This window comes from Stenotrophomonas sp. Ker107b, assembly GCF_053847245.1.
This window is the reverse complement of record NZ_JBSPHX010000003.1, coordinates 212,773-226,176: the sequence shown is the minus strand read 5'-3', so window position 1 is coordinate 226,176 and position 13,404 is coordinate 212,773. Positions and strand designations below refer to the sequence as shown.

The 13,404-nt window shown below is 62.5% G+C and carries 14 protein-coding genes and 1 pseudogene; 1 reads left to right on the top strand and 14 read right to left on the bottom strand.

Annotation, left to right across the window (positions count from 1 at the left end; all coding sequences use genetic code 11):
• Positions 1-43: 43 nt before the first annotated feature.
• The 9 genes and pseudogenes from ACWV8V_RS16310 to ACWV8V_RS16270 all read right to left on the bottom strand — a co-directional run.
• Positions 44-676 carry a CoA transferase subunit B gene (locus ACWV8V_RS16310; protein ID WP_259261778.1) on the bottom strand — a complete coding sequence of 211 codons (633 nt, stop codon included), beginning with the start codon at positions 674-676 and terminating at the stop codon, positions 44-46.
• Between the two features lies 1 nt (position 677).
• Positions 678-1,400, bottom strand: coding sequence for a CoA transferase subunit A (locus tag ACWV8V_RS16305; RefSeq protein ID WP_455900227.1), 723 nt, complete (start codon positions 1,398-1,400; stop codon positions 678-680).
• Positions 1,401-1,530: 130 nt separating this feature from the next.
• The gene (locus ACWV8V_RS16300) at positions 1,531-2,739 is read right to left on the bottom strand and encodes a hypothetical protein (protein ID WP_455900226.1); all 1,209 of its coding nucleotides are present in this window, start codon (positions 2,737-2,739) and stop codon (positions 1,531-1,533) included.
• Positions 2,714-3,139 (bottom strand): hypothetical protein, encoded by a 426-nt coding sequence (locus tag ACWV8V_RS16295; protein ID WP_455900225.1) that lies wholly within the window; start codon positions 3,137-3,139, stop codon positions 2,714-2,716. Before ACWV8V_RS16295 ends, ACWV8V_RS16300 begins: the two co-directional genes overlap by 26 nt.
• Positions 3,140-3,372: 233 nt before the next feature.
• Positions 3,373-3,972 carry a hypothetical protein gene (locus ACWV8V_RS16290; RefSeq protein WP_259261774.1) on the bottom strand — a complete coding sequence of 200 codons (600 nt, stop codon included), beginning with the start codon at positions 3,970-3,972 and terminating at the stop codon, positions 3,373-3,375.
• The gene (locus ACWV8V_RS16285) at positions 3,969-4,370 is read right to left on the bottom strand and encodes a GtrA family protein (RefSeq protein ID WP_259261773.1); all 402 of its coding nucleotides are present in this window, start codon (positions 4,368-4,370) and stop codon (positions 3,969-3,971) included. The genes ACWV8V_RS16290 and ACWV8V_RS16285 overlap by 4 nt, the downstream gene beginning before the upstream one ends.
• Positions 4,348-5,292: a glycosyltransferase gene (locus tag ACWV8V_RS16280; protein ID WP_259261772.1), complete on the bottom strand. Its 945-nt coding sequence runs from the start codon at positions 5,290-5,292 to the stop codon at positions 4,348-4,350. Before ACWV8V_RS16280 ends, ACWV8V_RS16285 begins: the two co-directional genes overlap by 23 nt.
• 10 nt (positions 5,293-5,302) lie before the next feature.
• A complete protein-coding gene (locus ACWV8V_RS16275) occupies positions 5,303-6,274 on the bottom strand; it encodes a UDP-glucuronic acid decarboxylase family protein (protein WP_259261771.1) in 972 nt (323 codons plus the stop codon).
• A gap of 115 nt (positions 6,275-6,389) precedes the next feature.
• Positions 6,390-6,530: pseudogene (locus ACWV8V_RS16270) on the bottom strand (sugar nucleotide-binding protein); the annotation flags it as partial.
• Positions 6,531-6,837: 307 nt separating this feature from the next.
• On the opposite strand from ACWV8V_RS16270, the gene ACWV8V_RS16265 reads away from it, so the two are divergent.
• Entirely contained in the window at positions 6,838-8,187 is a 1,350-nt protein-coding gene (locus tag ACWV8V_RS16265) for a phosphohexomutase domain-containing protein (RefSeq protein WP_259261770.1), read from the top strand.
• Between the two features lie 79 nt (positions 8,188-8,266).
• On the opposite strand, the gene ACWV8V_RS16260 is transcribed toward ACWV8V_RS16265, so the two are convergent.
• The 5 genes from ACWV8V_RS16260 to rfbB form a co-directional block, all read right to left on the bottom strand.
• The gene (locus ACWV8V_RS16260) at positions 8,267-9,730 is read right to left on the bottom strand and encodes a hypothetical protein (protein WP_259261769.1); all 1,464 of its coding nucleotides are present in this window, start codon (positions 9,728-9,730) and stop codon (positions 8,267-8,269) included.
• 183 nt (positions 9,731-9,913) lie between these two features.
• Complete coding sequence (gene rfbD / locus ACWV8V_RS16255) at positions 9,914-10,825, bottom strand: dTDP-4-dehydrorhamnose reductase (RefSeq protein WP_259261768.1); 912 nt, start codon at positions 10,823-10,825, stop codon at positions 9,914-9,916.
• On the bottom strand, positions 10,822-11,379 hold the full coding sequence (gene rfbC / locus ACWV8V_RS16250) for a dTDP-4-dehydrorhamnose 3,5-epimerase (RefSeq protein ID WP_259261767.1): 558 nt from the start codon (positions 11,377-11,379) through the stop codon (positions 10,822-10,824). The genes rfbD and rfbC overlap by 4 nt, the downstream gene beginning before the upstream one ends.
• Positions 11,376-12,263, bottom strand: coding sequence for a glucose-1-phosphate thymidylyltransferase RfbA (gene rfbA, locus ACWV8V_RS16245; RefSeq protein WP_259261766.1), 888 nt, complete (start codon positions 12,261-12,263; stop codon positions 11,376-11,378). The genes rfbC and rfbA overlap by 4 nt, the downstream gene beginning before the upstream one ends.
• 32 nt (positions 12,264-12,295) lie before the next feature.
• Entirely contained in the window at positions 12,296-13,351 is a 1,056-nt protein-coding gene (rfbB, locus tag ACWV8V_RS16240; RefSeq protein ID WP_259261765.1) for a dTDP-glucose 4,6-dehydratase, read from the bottom strand.
• Between the last annotated feature and the right edge of the window lie 53 nt (positions 13,352-13,404).

Genomic DNA, 13,404 nt, shown 5'->3' with positions numbered 1-13,404 from the left:
CAGCATGGTGCCCGTTGAACGGATACCACGCTGGCGACAGCGATCAGGCCTGGCCGAACGCCACGCCGGTCTTTTCCTTCAACTCATCAATGCCCACACCCGGAGCAGACTCGACCAGCACCAAGCCCTTGTCGGTGACATCGAACACGGCCAGGTCGGTGATGATGCGATCGACCACGCCCACGCCGGTAAGCGGCAGATTGCACTCGGGCAGAATCTTGTGCTCGCCGCTCTTTGCGGTGTGCTCCATCAGCACCACCACGCGCTGCACGCCGGCGACCAGATCCATCGCCCCGCCCATGCCCTTGACCATCTTGCCCGGCACCATCCAGTTGGCCAGGTCGCCCTTGTCGGTGACCTGCATCGCGCCGAGGATGGCCAGATTGATGTGGCCGCCTCGGATCATCGCGAAGCTGTCGTGGCTGCCGAAGTAGCTGGCGCCCGCGCGTGCGGTCACCGTCTGCTTGCCGGCATTGATCAGGTCTGCGTCGACCTCGGCCTCGGTCGGGAACGGACCGATGCCCAGCAGACCATTCTCGGACTGAAGCCACACATCCACGCCGTCGGGAATGTGGTTGGCCACCAGGGTCGGCAGGCCGATGCCCAGGTTCACGTAGGCGCCGTCGGTCAGTTCGCGCGCGGCGCGTTGTGCCATTTCATCGCGGGTCCAGGCCATCTCAGTTCGCCTCCTGGCGCACGGTTCGCTGTTCGATACGCTTCTCGGGATGCGGGTTGTGCACGATGCGGTGCACGTAGATGCCCGGCAGATGCACCTGATCCGGATCGATGCTGCCCACCGGCACCAGCTCCTCCACTTCCACGATGCACAGCTTGCCGGCCATCGCGCAGGCCGGGTTGAAGTTGCGCGCAGTCTTGCGGAACACCAGGTTGCCGGCCTCGTCGGCCTTCCACGCCTTGACCAGTGCGATGTCCGCGCGCAGCGCGGTCTCCATCACATAGTGCTTGCCGTCGAACTGGCGGGTTTCCTTGCCCTCGGCCACCACCGTGCCGTAGCCGGTGGCAGTGAAGAACGCCGGGATGCCGGCGCCACCGGCGCGCAACCGCTCGGCCAGGGTGCCCTGCGGGTTGAACTCCAGTTCGAGCTCACCGGCCAGGTACTGGCGTTCGAATTCCTTGTTCTCACCCACATAGGACGAGATCATTTTCCGGATCTGGCGGGTGGTCAGCAGCTGGCCGAGGCCAAAGCCATCGACGCCCGCATTGTTGGAGATCACGGTCAGATCCTTGGCACCGGTATCGCGCAGCGCGGCGATCAGTGCTTCGGGGATACCGCATAGGCCGAACCCGCCGACCGCCAGGGTCTGACCATCGGCGACAGCGCCCTGCAGCGCCGCGGCTGCGCTGGCGTAACGCTTGCCGCCCGAACTGGACTTGTCCATTGCTCTGCTACCCAAACGATAAAGGTACCCGCATTCTAGCGGCACGTTGGACATCCGCTGGGATGCGGCGCAGCATCAAGCTTGAGCAGTGCAGTGACGACCTGCAGCACCAGGCCGTCATCGCGCCCGGTCAGGCCACCGACCCCGACCTGTTCTGGGCCGTGCGTCGGTCCATCAGCACGACCAAGGCATACACCAGCAACAGCATCACCGGCATCAGGGTACGGCTGACACTGGTGCGCAGGTGCCAGTTCAGGTCATGCGGCGTGCCCAGATACACCAAGTACAGAACGACGCCATAGACCAGCGCCGCCAGGATCGCAACGACCACGGTCGGCTGCCGCACGCTGCGCCGCCACATCACGGCCATCACGAGCAACGGCAGCAGCACCCACTCAGGTACCAGCAGCCGCTTGAGAATCAGCGCGCTTCCCCCCTGCTCGCTCAGCCGGGCCCAGGCCTGCGCCTTCATGTCGGTCGTGGCCAGATCGTTGCCGACCCCGGCGCTGCTGACAGCAAACATCCATGCCAGCAGCGGCAGCACCGCGACGACGAAAGCAAGTGCCACCTTCCAGTACAGACGCCGCTCCCGCACCAATGCTTCAAACAACACAAAGCCGACCACAACGCCTGCGACGACCACGCCCTCGTTCTTCAGGAGCGACAGCACTGCGATCACCAGCGCGAAAGCAAGCAGGTCGACCCCACGCGGTGCGCCTCGCGCCTCCCGCAACCGCATGGCCGTGGCCAGCGCGGCAACCGCATACACTGCGACCGCGACGTCCAGGTAACCGTTGACAAGCATCTCCCCGCCCACCAACAGCAGACCCAGCACAAACAGCGCGAGCCACTGCCGCGAACGCAGGCTCGACCCGATCAGCAGCAGTGCCGGCAACAGCAACAGGGGAGCAATGGCCTTGGGGAACAACTCATTCCACTGTCCGACCAGTTTCGCCGCTGATGCCATGAGAAGCGGAACCAGCACAGGATAGTCATTGTGGCTCCACGGCGCATAGTCATCCAGCTGGGCATACAGTGTGCCCTCCAGATAGATGCGCTTGGCATGGAACAGCCAGATCGAGCGCGGGTCCCAGTCATCCCCGGGGCTGCCCAATGAGATCACCACCAACACGGCAACGATCGACATGACAATGGCGACGCGTCCGTCGCGCAGCGCAGCAAGGGAAAGCAGTCCACAGCCGAGGAAGGCCGCGAACAGGACCACCAGCGGCCAGCCCATCAAGCCCAGCGCTGCGGCGCCATAGCACAGCAGCGCGCTGGCAAGCATGCCAAGTGCCGCACGGCCAGAAAGATCAGGCGCAGTCGACAAGGATGACATCCCCACTCCTTTCGATGAGCGCGCAGGTCGCTGCCACAGGATCGGCTGCCCTCAGAATCCGCATACGGGCGTCGGCATCGCTGAACCGTTGGGGGAACAGCGCTTCCCACATGCGCTGCTGCAGCAACGTATCGTCCCTCAGCCCCTGTCCCAGTGAAAGCACACTTCCCTCGTCCAGCGGATGCCTCTGCAACAGTGCACGGGCGTCAACCACCTCCTGCGGCAGCGACGCATTGATGCCGGCATCGGCGACGAAGGCATCGCGCAGCAACGCGACATCGAAATCAGACTTTCGCGCGGCATTGGCCAGCGTTCCGGCGATGAGCAGTGCGATGAGCAGTGCACCTATCAGGCGACCGCGGGAAAACCGGGTGACGGGAGGTGAGGGAGTCATGTCCATGAGGGGCAGCGGGCAGAGGGGGCGGAGCGACGGGAGCCGCGCGCTGCGCGCATCTGCCCTCCGTGGCGGATCAGTAGAATACCGGACACCGGACGAATCTGCGCTGCCGCCGACGGCACCAGCCAGATACCTATCACAGCAGCACAGTCTCCCTCCAACCCCATACACGGTCTTCATGAGGCACAGGGTTTGCCGCCCGCGGTCTACTACTGCTCATCGCCTATCCCGACGTGTCACTGGCAGCGATAGTCGTAAGGCATCTGGCTACCGCGGAACGGATCAGTCAACGCATCGGTGTACTGCCCCATCAACAGCCGGTGGGTCGGCAGCAGGTTCTGTCGGTAAAAACGGCTGAACGAAGCAAGCCGCTCTCCCCGGGCCGTCAGCTTTACGCAGCCATCTTTGATCTCAATGGTGCCCGACTGCAGCTGCTCGGTCAGGCGAACCTCAACCAGATGGTGCTCGCGCACATACTCGTCAGTAAAAACTTGGCGAAACGCATCATCGCGGATACCCCCTCCACGTTGCTGGAGCTTCTCCAGGATGTAGAACGACAGCGAACGATCAATCACGGTCGGCACCGAGATCGCGAACACATACCCTCCCAGCAACCAGATCAGCGCCAGTTGAATCAACTCGAGCCTGCTGAAGTCGCGGAACCATCCCAGTACATAGACGCCACCCAGGACGACCACCAAAGCGACACCTGCATCAAAGATGCTGGCATAAAGCACCACGTCCACGCGGAAGTAGCGCATGTGCAGGTAGTAGATCAGCAGAAGTCCGGCGATGAACGCCAACGTGGCAAGGAAGGCTCGCAGGTATTTGTTCACTTGAACACCAGGAATTTGTTGGCGAGGAAACTGAAGGCCATCTGCAGTGCCGTGGCCAGCAGAAAACCAACGCGGTAGTCGTGGCCAAGACGGTCGGTCCAGGCATACATGACCAAGGCGTGCAGCATGGCGATGCCGACATACACCATCAAAAACAAGGCACCCTGCCTGGTGACACTGCCTTCGCTGCCCCGGAACACGAAGTAACGGCTGCCCAAGAACGAAACGGCGATACCGAAGACCGCAGCGATCGCGTTCGCCACGCCCGCCAACGGCAAATGCAACACCTCGATGTTGAACCACAGAACGCCATAGTGGATGGCCGTGGCGACCAGGCCGTTGATCAGGTAGCGGAGCAGCTGACCGCCGAGCGCATCACGCGCTGCGGAGGGCGGCATGCTGGACCTCTTCAACGTACTCACGATAACTACCCAAGCCAAGTACGCCGCCACCGCGCATCATGCCCGATAGCATCAGGATGATCAGCGTGAGCGCAGCGGTCTGAAGGAACACCAGCACCAGGATGCCGAATGCCAGCGAAAACCAACCTGGCGTGGCAAATCCGAGCATCTTCAATGCGATGGCAATAAAGCCACCCGTCACCGAAAGTGCCGCAACGATCGTGCAGGCGATGCCGACACGTACCAGGACGTCTTCAGCGAAAACCATAAGGGCACGGAAACCATGAAGTGCCAGACCGACGAAGTTCATCTTGCTGCGACCGGCGTACCGCGGCCCGCGATCAAGCGCGCAGCTCTGCACACGCAGCTTGGACGCCAGCACACTGGCAGCCACGTGAATCCACATTTCAGGCATCGCGGCCATCCGCCGCACCCCCGACATCTTGGCTGCCATGAAGTTTCCGAAACTGATCCTGCGACCGCTCAGCACCGAAAAAAGGAGCTTGTAAACGATGTAGAAGCTCTTGAAACGCAGCGACTCGACACGGCTACGACGCGCTGCAACGACCACGTCGACATCGTCAGCGTCCAGACCAGCCACGAGCTCGGCAATGGTCTGCGGCATGTCTTCACCGTCGGAGTCCATTACGACCACGATGACGTCGTTACCGAAGTGCTCGGCGGCGTAACTCAAGCCGATGGCAATGGCCCGCTGATGGCCCACATTACGGCGCAGCTTAATCACAACGCCTTCCAAACCGGAGGCCTCGATGGCTGAGGCGGTCAGCGGTTGCCGAACGGAGCCATCATCGACGGCGATGACATAGGTATCCGCCGCCTGGGTACGCGCGAGTTCCATGAAAAGCCGCGAGGAGGCTTCCAGATCCTCATAAACCGGCATGACCACTACCGTTCGCATCATCCCCACCTCACGCCCTTAACCGATGACGGAAATAGGCAATGGTCTCCTGCAGGCCATCGTCCAGGGAAACCGTGGGTTCCCAGTCCAGGTGGGTCTTGGCCAAGCTGATGTCTGGTTGGCGTTGACGTGGATCGTCAGATGGCAGCGGCTGGAAGATGATCTTCGAGTTCCCACCTACCAGTCGCAATACGGTCTCGGCCAACTGCAACATGGTGTACTCGGCCGGATTGCCGATATTGATCGGGCCGGTGAACTCCGCCGGCGTCTCCATCAGCCTCAGCATGCCCTCAATGAGATCGTCCACGTAGCAGAAGCTACGGGTCTGGCTGCCATCACCATAGATGGTCAGCGGGTCGCCCTGGAGCGCCTGTACGATGAAATTGCTGACCACACGCCCATCGTTGGGGTGCATGCGCGGGCCATAGGTATTGAAGATGCGCATGACCTTGATCTCCAGCTGATGCTGGCGCCAATAGTCGAAGAAGAGCGTCTCCGCACAGCGCTTGCCCTCGTCATAGCAGCTGCGGATACCGATCGGGTTGACGCGCCCCCAGTAGCCTTCGACCTGCGGATGGATCTCCGGATCACCATAGACCTCGCTGGTGCTGGCCTGGAGGATACGCGCTCGCACCCGCTTGGCCAGACCCAACATATTGATTGCGCCATGCACGCTGGTCTTGGTGGTCTGTACGGGATCTTGCTGGTAATGGATGGGCGAAGCCGGACATGCCAGATTGAAGATTCGGTCCACTTCCACATAAAGCGGGAAGGTCACGTCATGGCGCATCAACTCAAAACGTGGGTGCCCCAGCAGACCTTCGACGTTCGCTTTGCTACCGGTATAGAAATTATCAAGGCAAAGCACATCATGGCCCGCCTCGACAAGGCGATCGCACAGATGCGAACCCAGAAATCCGGCACCGCCGGTCACCAGTACGCGTTGCTGGTCGTGAGCGAATTTCAATGCAGTTCTCGCCATTCGGGACAGTAACGGGCTGGGCATTCACCCTTGGCAAGACGCGGCCCCGTACCGGCGTCCTCCTCCAATAGAGCGCGATTGTATGCGAAGAACTCCATCCACAGCAGACGGACGATCACGTGATGGGGATCTGCGCCATGACGCTGGACAGCCCTTCCTGCCAGGCAGGCAGCGCAATACCGAAATCGTGTTGTAGTTTGACGTTGTCCAGCACCGACCATGCCGGGCGGCGGGCAGGGGTCGGATATTCGGCACTCGATACCGGAATGACGGCCTGATTGCCGCCGACAGCATCGAGGAGCGGATTGCCGAGCTGCAGCAACGCAAGGCGGCGCTGGCCGACGCCATCCTGGAGGGTGGCGGAAGCAGCGGACCACGCTTCAACGACGCGGATCTGGACGCGCTGCTGGCACCGTTGCCGGGCGTGGCGCCCAAGCGGGCCAGGACGAGGCGTACTGCCGGAAACGGCTGATTGCCGCCGGTCACGGGGCGTTGCGGCATGAAAACGAATCCCATACATGGCAGCCGCTAGACTAGGCCGCTGACTTCCTGAAGGACTGACGATGACCCTCCCCGCATTCAAGGCATACGACATCCGCGGCCGGGTGCCGGACGAGCTGAACGAAGACCTGGCGCGCCGGATCGGCGTGGCGCTGGCCGCGCAGCTGGAACCGGGCACCGTGGTCGTTGGCCATGACGTGCGCCTGACCAGCCCCGCCCTGCAGGACGCACTGGCCGCCGGGCTGCGCGGTGCCGGCCGCGAGGTGCTGGACATCGGGCTGTGCGGCACGGAAGAGGTCTACTTCCAGGTGGACCACCTCAACGCCGCCGGAGGCGTGATGGTCACGGCCAGTCACAACCCGATGGACTACAACGGCATGAAGCTGGTCAAGCAGCAGGCCCGTCCGATCAGTTCGGACACCGGCCTGTTCGCCATCTCCGACGCCGTGGAGGCCGATACCGCGCCTGCCGCGGAGCCGCGCGCCGGCATCCAGTCGCATCCGGACAAGAGCGCCTACATCGAGCACCTGCTGGGCTATGTCGACCGCGCCGCATTGAAGCCGCTGAAGCTGGTGGTCAACGCCGGCAACGGCGGCGCCGGCACCATCGTGGACCTGCTGGCGCCACACCTGCCGTTCGAGTTCGTACGCATCGCGCATGAGCCGGATGGAAGCTTCCCGAACGGCATTCCCAACCCGCTGCTGCAGGAAAACCGCGAACTCACCGCACAGGCCGTGCGCGAGCATGGCGCGGACTTCGGCATCGCCTGGGACGGCGACTTCGACCGCTGCTTCTTCTTCGACCACAATGGCCGCTTCATCGAAGGCTATTACCTGGTCGGCCTGCTGGCGCAGGCAGCCTTGGCGCGCAACCCGGGCGGCAAGATCGTGCACGATCCGCGCCTGACTTGGAATACCGTGGAGATGGTCGAGCAGGCCGGCGGCCAGCCGGTGCTGTGCAAGAGCGGCCATGCCTTCATCAAGGAGAAGATGCGCAGCGAAAACGCCGTGTATGGCGGCGAGATGAGCGCGCACCATTACTTCCGCGAGTTCGCCTACGCCGACTCGGGCATGATTCCCTGGTTGTTGATCGCCGCGCTGGTCTCCGAATCCGGCCGCTCGTTGGCCGATCTGGTCGAGGCACGCATGCAGAAATTCCCGTGCAGCGGCGAGATCAACTTCAAGGTGATCGATGCCAAGGCAGCGGTGGCACGCGTGATGGACCACTACGCCGCGCAATCGCCGGCATTGGATCACACCGATGGCATCAGTGCCGACTTCGGCCAGTGGCGCTTCAACCTGCGCAGCTCCAACACCGAGCCGCTGTTGCGCCTGAACGTCGAAACGCGTGGCGACCAGGAACTGCTGCAGGCACGCACCGCCGAACTGTCTCGCCTGCTGCAGGGCGAATGAGGCCCAGCCAGCCTGCGTGTGTTTCCCCTTGCAAATAGCCCCGGCAATGCCGGGGTTATTTGCATCGGCGACGGCCCGCCTAGCCGCGCACGCGGCGGGACAGGCGGCGGGGCAGTACTTCAACCAGATAGAGGGCAATCATCATCAGGGTCGCCAGCACGAGCCAGTAACGATAGACCCCCATGGTCATCCACGGACCGACGCGCCCCATGTAGCTGTTCCAGAGCGGATGCTGCAGGCCTACATTGGTTACCACCGCCTGCGTGACCTCGTCGTTGAGTGTCCAGACGCCCCAGAACATGCAGACCGAGAACAGCATCAATGCAAGGCGGGTACGCATGGACAGCGGAAGGAAACACAGCGCAAGCATCACCACGGGCAGCACAGCGATCCACTGTCGCGTTTCCGACCCCAATGCGAGCAGCGGCATGAAGCCAACCAGGCACAACAACACAGGCGCCGGCAGCACGGTCCTGCGGAACGCGACAAAGTAGTACGTCACCAGCACCGCCGGACCGAAATACGCTGCGTGCGCTGCCCATGTCTTGAGCGGCGCTGACAGCGCCTGCTTGGTCATGTTGTTGAACAGCTGGCCCGCGGAGAAGCCCTTGTCGAAATCGATGAGCAGGCGCATGACGGCGAATGATGCCAGTGCGACCAGCAAACCGACCACGACGCGCTTGGCATCCACGTGCCTGATGTGGCTTGTCAGGAACAGCACCGCTGAACGCACGCAGAGAAACACCATGGCAATCACCACGATGATGCTTACCGGCAGCAATCGCAGGCTGCCGGTCAACTCCCCGTCCGGGTTTCTCGGAAAATCGAATACATGGGTATCCACACCTTCCAGCAACGCGGGCCCCTTCCACATATAGACCGCAGCACAAATGGCGAGGGATGCAAGAAGGCAGGCCACGTTGATGCGCACCGGCACCGGCGGCCACCGCGTATCGCCTGGCTCGTCCTTCATGGCCAGCAATGCCAACGGAATCAGTGCCGCAGACGGCATGACCCAGACGCAGGCCAGCACGATCACGTAGAGCCCGCGCTTGCGGTCGGCAGCCCACAGCAGCAACGAGAGACTGGAGGTGAAGATCGCCAGATGGTCGGTCAGTACCGGCGTAAACACCGGAACAACGAGCACACACCACGCGGCAAAGAACGTGGCAACCGTCACCACCGCAGTGCTGCGTGCAACGCTTTTCAGGCGCGCCGAGGTATAAAGCATGCAGATTGAAGCAACCATCGACAGAATATTGACGTTGCGCTGCGCGTTGACAATGTTCGCTTCCGGGCGGAAGTATTCGATGTAATAGATGGCCGGAAACGCGACCGTACGAATCGCACGATACGGGTCGGAATTGCTGTAGGCGCCGGTCACAATCTCGTGGATGACGCGAACGAATACCGACCCATCCCATCCCTGCCCACCGGCAACGGCGATGACCCCTACCGTGTTCTGGACCCAGCCGAGCAGCAGGCATGTCACCAGTGCGATGCCAGCAACCATGGCGAAATCACGATCCAAACGCCTTTCCATCAACGGCTTCCCCTGTACTGGCTGCGGTGCACTCCCTAGCAGCGGTCCCTCCAGGTCGGCATATCCGTCTGGATTCAGGGACTTGAGTGACACGACGCTATAGGCCTAGTGTATCGGGGCTGAAAGCCAATTGCGACAAAGGGGACTGCCGGCATGCGCCTGATTGCCGTTACCGCAGCGCGGTCATCTTTGGATGGCCAGGCGCCGCAGCTCTGCCAAGACATGGCGCATGCCTTCTTTCCAGTCAGGCAGTTGCACATTGAAATCGCGCTGGAGCTTTTCCGTATCCAATACAGACCAGGCAGGGCGCCGGGCTGCGGTGGCGAAGGCCGAACTGGTCACCGGGGTGACAACCGGCAGTTCGGCGAGGAGGCCGATGGCCTTTGCCTCGGCGAAAATCGCCTCGGCAAAGCCATACCACGATGTCTGCCCCGCCGAAGCAAGATGCCATGTACCGGCATGCCGGCCTGGATGCTGCAGGGCGCGGGCAGTGATGTCAGCCACCAGCGCGGCAGGGGTCGGCGCACCGACCTGGTCGCAAACAACCGTCAGGACCTCCTGGCGTGCCGCAAGCCGAAGCATGGTAAGCAGGAAATTGTTTCCGTGGGCCGAATGTACCCACGCGGTGCGGAAGATGAGATGGCGGCCGCCTGCCGCGCGAACGGCGTTCTCGCCATCACGCTTGCTGGCTCCATAGACGCCCAGAGGCGCGGTCGGCGCATCTTCACGGTACGGCGTCGTGGCCTGCCCGCCGAAAACATAGTCGGTGGAGTAGTGAACGAACGGTACGTCCCGCACCCCGCACCAACGGGCCATGACGCCAGGCGCCTCCGCGTTGACCCGGAAGGCCGCCTCGGGCTCTTCCTCGGCACGATCGACGGCCGTATACGCAGCCGCGTTGACCACGATGCCAGGTTGGCACCGGTCAAGCAAGGCACTCACTACCGCTGGCGCATCGAGATCAACGGCCTCGCAGCTGCGTCCGTCGTACAGCGTGCCGGTACGGGTGGCGGCAACCACGTCGCCCATGGCAGAAAGCGAGCGCAGCAGTTCGCGTCCAAGCTGGCCATTGGCCCCCAGCAGCAGGATTGTCACGGTGTATAGACCGGCAGACGGGCCTCGGGAACATCGGCAAGGAAAGGCGCTCGCTCGTCCTTCGCCGACAGGATCGGAGCGCCCACCGGCCAGTCAACCGCCACGTCGGCATCATCCCAGCGAATCCCGGCATCGCCTTCCTGGACATAGACGTCCGTGCACAGGTAGTTGAACAGCGCACTGTCGGACAGCACGGCGAAACCGTGCGCGAAGCCAGGCGGCAACCAGAGTTGACGACGATTGGCACTGCTGAGAATGAATGCCTCCCAGCGACCGAAGGTCGGCGAGCCGCGCCGTATGTCGACCGCCACGTCATATACTTCGCCTTCGAGCACGCTGACGAGCTTGCCCTGCGGCCGCGGCCACTGGTAGTGAAGCCCTCTCAGCACGCCTCGACTGGACCGCGATAGGTTGTTCTGCACGAACCGGCCCGGCAGCCCCATCCGCTCGAAGCGCTCGGCGTTCCAGGTTTCATAGAAAAAGCCGCGCCCGTCCTCGAAGACAGTTGGTTCGATGACCACGCATCCGGGGAGGCCTGTCTCCGTTACCTTCACTGCACCACGCCTCGCTCCAGCAGCTTCTGTAGATACTGCCCATAGCCATTCTTCAGCAACGGCGCAGCCAACGCTTCGAACTGGTCGGCACGGATCCAACCTTTGGCGAACGCGATTTCCTCAGGGCAGCAGACCTGGAGGCCCTGGCGTGTCTGGATCGTTTCGATGAAGTTGGACGCTTCGAGCAGGGACTGGTGCGTGCCGGTATCGAGCCAGGCATAGCCGCGGCCCAGCGCCTCAAGGTGCAGACTCCCTTCATCGAGGTAGCGCTGGTTGAGATCGGTGATCTCAAGCTCGCCTCGCGGCGAGGGCTTGAGCTCGGCAGCGTAGTCACTGGCGTTGCCGTCATAGAAGTAGAGACCCGTCACGGCGTAATTCGAACGCGGCTGCGCAGGCTTCTCCACCAGGCCGACAACCCGCCCGTCCTTGTCGAATTCGGCCACGCCGTATCGCTCGGGGTCATTGACCCAGTAACCGAAGACAGTGGCGCCGGCGTCCCGTGAATCGGCGCGCTTCAATACATCCTGGAATCCGGTGCCATGGAAAATGTTGTCACCCAGCACCAGACAGCTCGGCTTGCCACCCACGAAGTCGCGACCGATCAGATAGGCCTGCGCCAGGCCATCGGGACTGGGCTGCACGGCATACTGGATGTCCATGCCCCACTGAGAGCCGTCGCCAAGCAATTGCTGGAACAGCGCCTGTTCGTGCGGGGTATTGATGATCAGGACTTCGCGGATCCCGGCCAGCATCAGCACGCTGAGCGGGTAATAGATCATCGGCTTGTCGTACACGGGCAGCAGCTGCTTGCTGACGCCCTTGGTGATCGGATACAGGCGCGTACCCGAACCACCCGCGAGGATGATGCCCTTGCGTTGAGTCATGTCGTATTCCTCAGTCTGGTTGTGCCCCGCCCTCAGGCGGAGGTACCGATTCGCTGCAGGCGGTAGCTGCCGTCGAGCACGCCGTTGACCCATTCCTGGTTGTCCAGATACCAGTCAACCGTGAAACCGATTCCCTGCTCGAAGGTGTACTTCGGCTCCCAGCCCAGCTGGTCCTTGAGCTTGCTTGCGTCGATGGCATATCGCCGATCATGGCCGGGACGGTCGGCGACGTAGGTGATCTGGCTGCTGCGCGGCTGGCCATCCTCACGCGGGCGGCGAGCGTCGAGCAACGCGCAGACGGCGTGCACCACTTCGATGTTCTCTTTTTCGGAATTGCCACCGACGTTGTAGGTCTCGCCCACCTTTCCCTTGGCCAGCACGGTGCGGATTGCTTCACAGTGGTCCGACACGAACAGCCAGTCCCGCACCTGCTTGCCGTCGCCATAGACCGGCAGCAGTTCGCCGGCCAGGGCCTTGGCGATCACCAGCGGAATGAGCTTCTCCGGGAAGTGGTACGGACCATAGTTGTTGGAGCAGTTCGTGGTCAGCACCGGCAGCCCATAGGTGTGGTGGAACGCGCGCACCAGATGGTCCGATGCGGCCTTGGACGCCGAGTACGGCGAGTTGGGCGCATACGGGGTGGTTTCGCTGAACTTGCCGGTCTCGCCCAGGGTGCCGTACACCTCGTCGGTGGACACATGCAGGAAACGGAACGCAGGGCCCTTGTCGGCCGGCAGCGCCTTCCAGTAATCGCGCACGGCTTCCAGCAGTGCCAGGGTGCCGACCACGTTGGTCTGGATGAACGCGCCGGGGCCATCGATGGAGCGGTCCACGTGGCTTTCGGCGGCGAAGTTCAGCACGGCGTCCGGCTGATGCTCGGCAAGCAGACGGGAAACAAGCGCCTGGTCACCGATGTCGCCCTCGACGAACACATGGTCCGGATTGCTGGCCAGCGTGGCCAGGGTCTTCAGATTGCCCGCGTAGGTCAGCGCATCCAGGTTGATGACGCGCACGCCTTTGGCGACTGCTTCGAGGACAAAGTTACCGCCAATGAATCCGGCTCCGCCGGTGACAAGCCATGTGGGCACTACCCGTTCTCCTGTTCGATATGCGTGCAGGGGGCCTGCTGGCGCCCTCGCTC

What these genes read in the sequence shown, in the direction of transcription:
- ACWV8V_RS16310 (WP_259261778.1), bottom strand. Translation starts at nt 676, where the DNA reads ATGGCCTGGACCCGCGATGAAATGGCACAACGCGCCGCGCGCGAACTG.
- ACWV8V_RS16305 (WP_455900227.1), bottom strand. Translation starts at nt 1,400, where the DNA reads ATGGACAAGTCCAGTTCGGGCGGCAAGCGTTACGCCAGCGCAGCCGCG.
- ACWV8V_RS16300 (WP_455900226.1), bottom strand. Translation starts at nt 2,739, where the DNA reads ATGTCATCCTTGTCGACTGCGCCTGATCTTTCTGGCCGTGCGGCACTT.
- ACWV8V_RS16295 (WP_455900225.1), bottom strand. Translation starts at nt 3,139, where the DNA reads ATGGACATGACTCCCTCACCTCCCGTCACCCGGTTTTCCCGCGGTCGC.
- ACWV8V_RS16285 (WP_259261773.1), bottom strand. Translation starts at nt 4,370, where the DNA reads ATGCCGCCCTCCGCAGCGCGTGATGCGCTCGGCGGTCAGCTGCTCCGC.
- ACWV8V_RS16280 (WP_259261772.1), bottom strand. Translation starts at nt 5,292, where the DNA reads ATGCGAACGGTAGTGGTCATGCCGGTTTATGAGGATCTGGAAGCCTCC.
- ACWV8V_RS16275 (WP_259261771.1), bottom strand. Translation starts at nt 6,274, where the DNA reads ATGGCGAGAACTGCATTGAAATTCGCTCACGACCAGCAACGCGTACTG.
- ACWV8V_RS16265 (WP_259261770.1), top strand. Translation starts at nt 6,838, where the DNA reads ATGACCCTCCCCGCATTCAAGGCATACGACATCCGCGGCCGGGTGCCG.
- ACWV8V_RS16260 (WP_259261769.1), bottom strand. Translation starts at nt 9,730, where the DNA reads ATGGAAAGGCGTTTGGATCGTGATTTCGCCATGGTTGCTGGCATCGCA.
- rfbA (WP_259261766.1), bottom strand. Translation starts at nt 12,263, where the DNA reads ATGACTCAACGCAAGGGCATCATCCTCGCGGGTGGTTCGGGTACGCGC.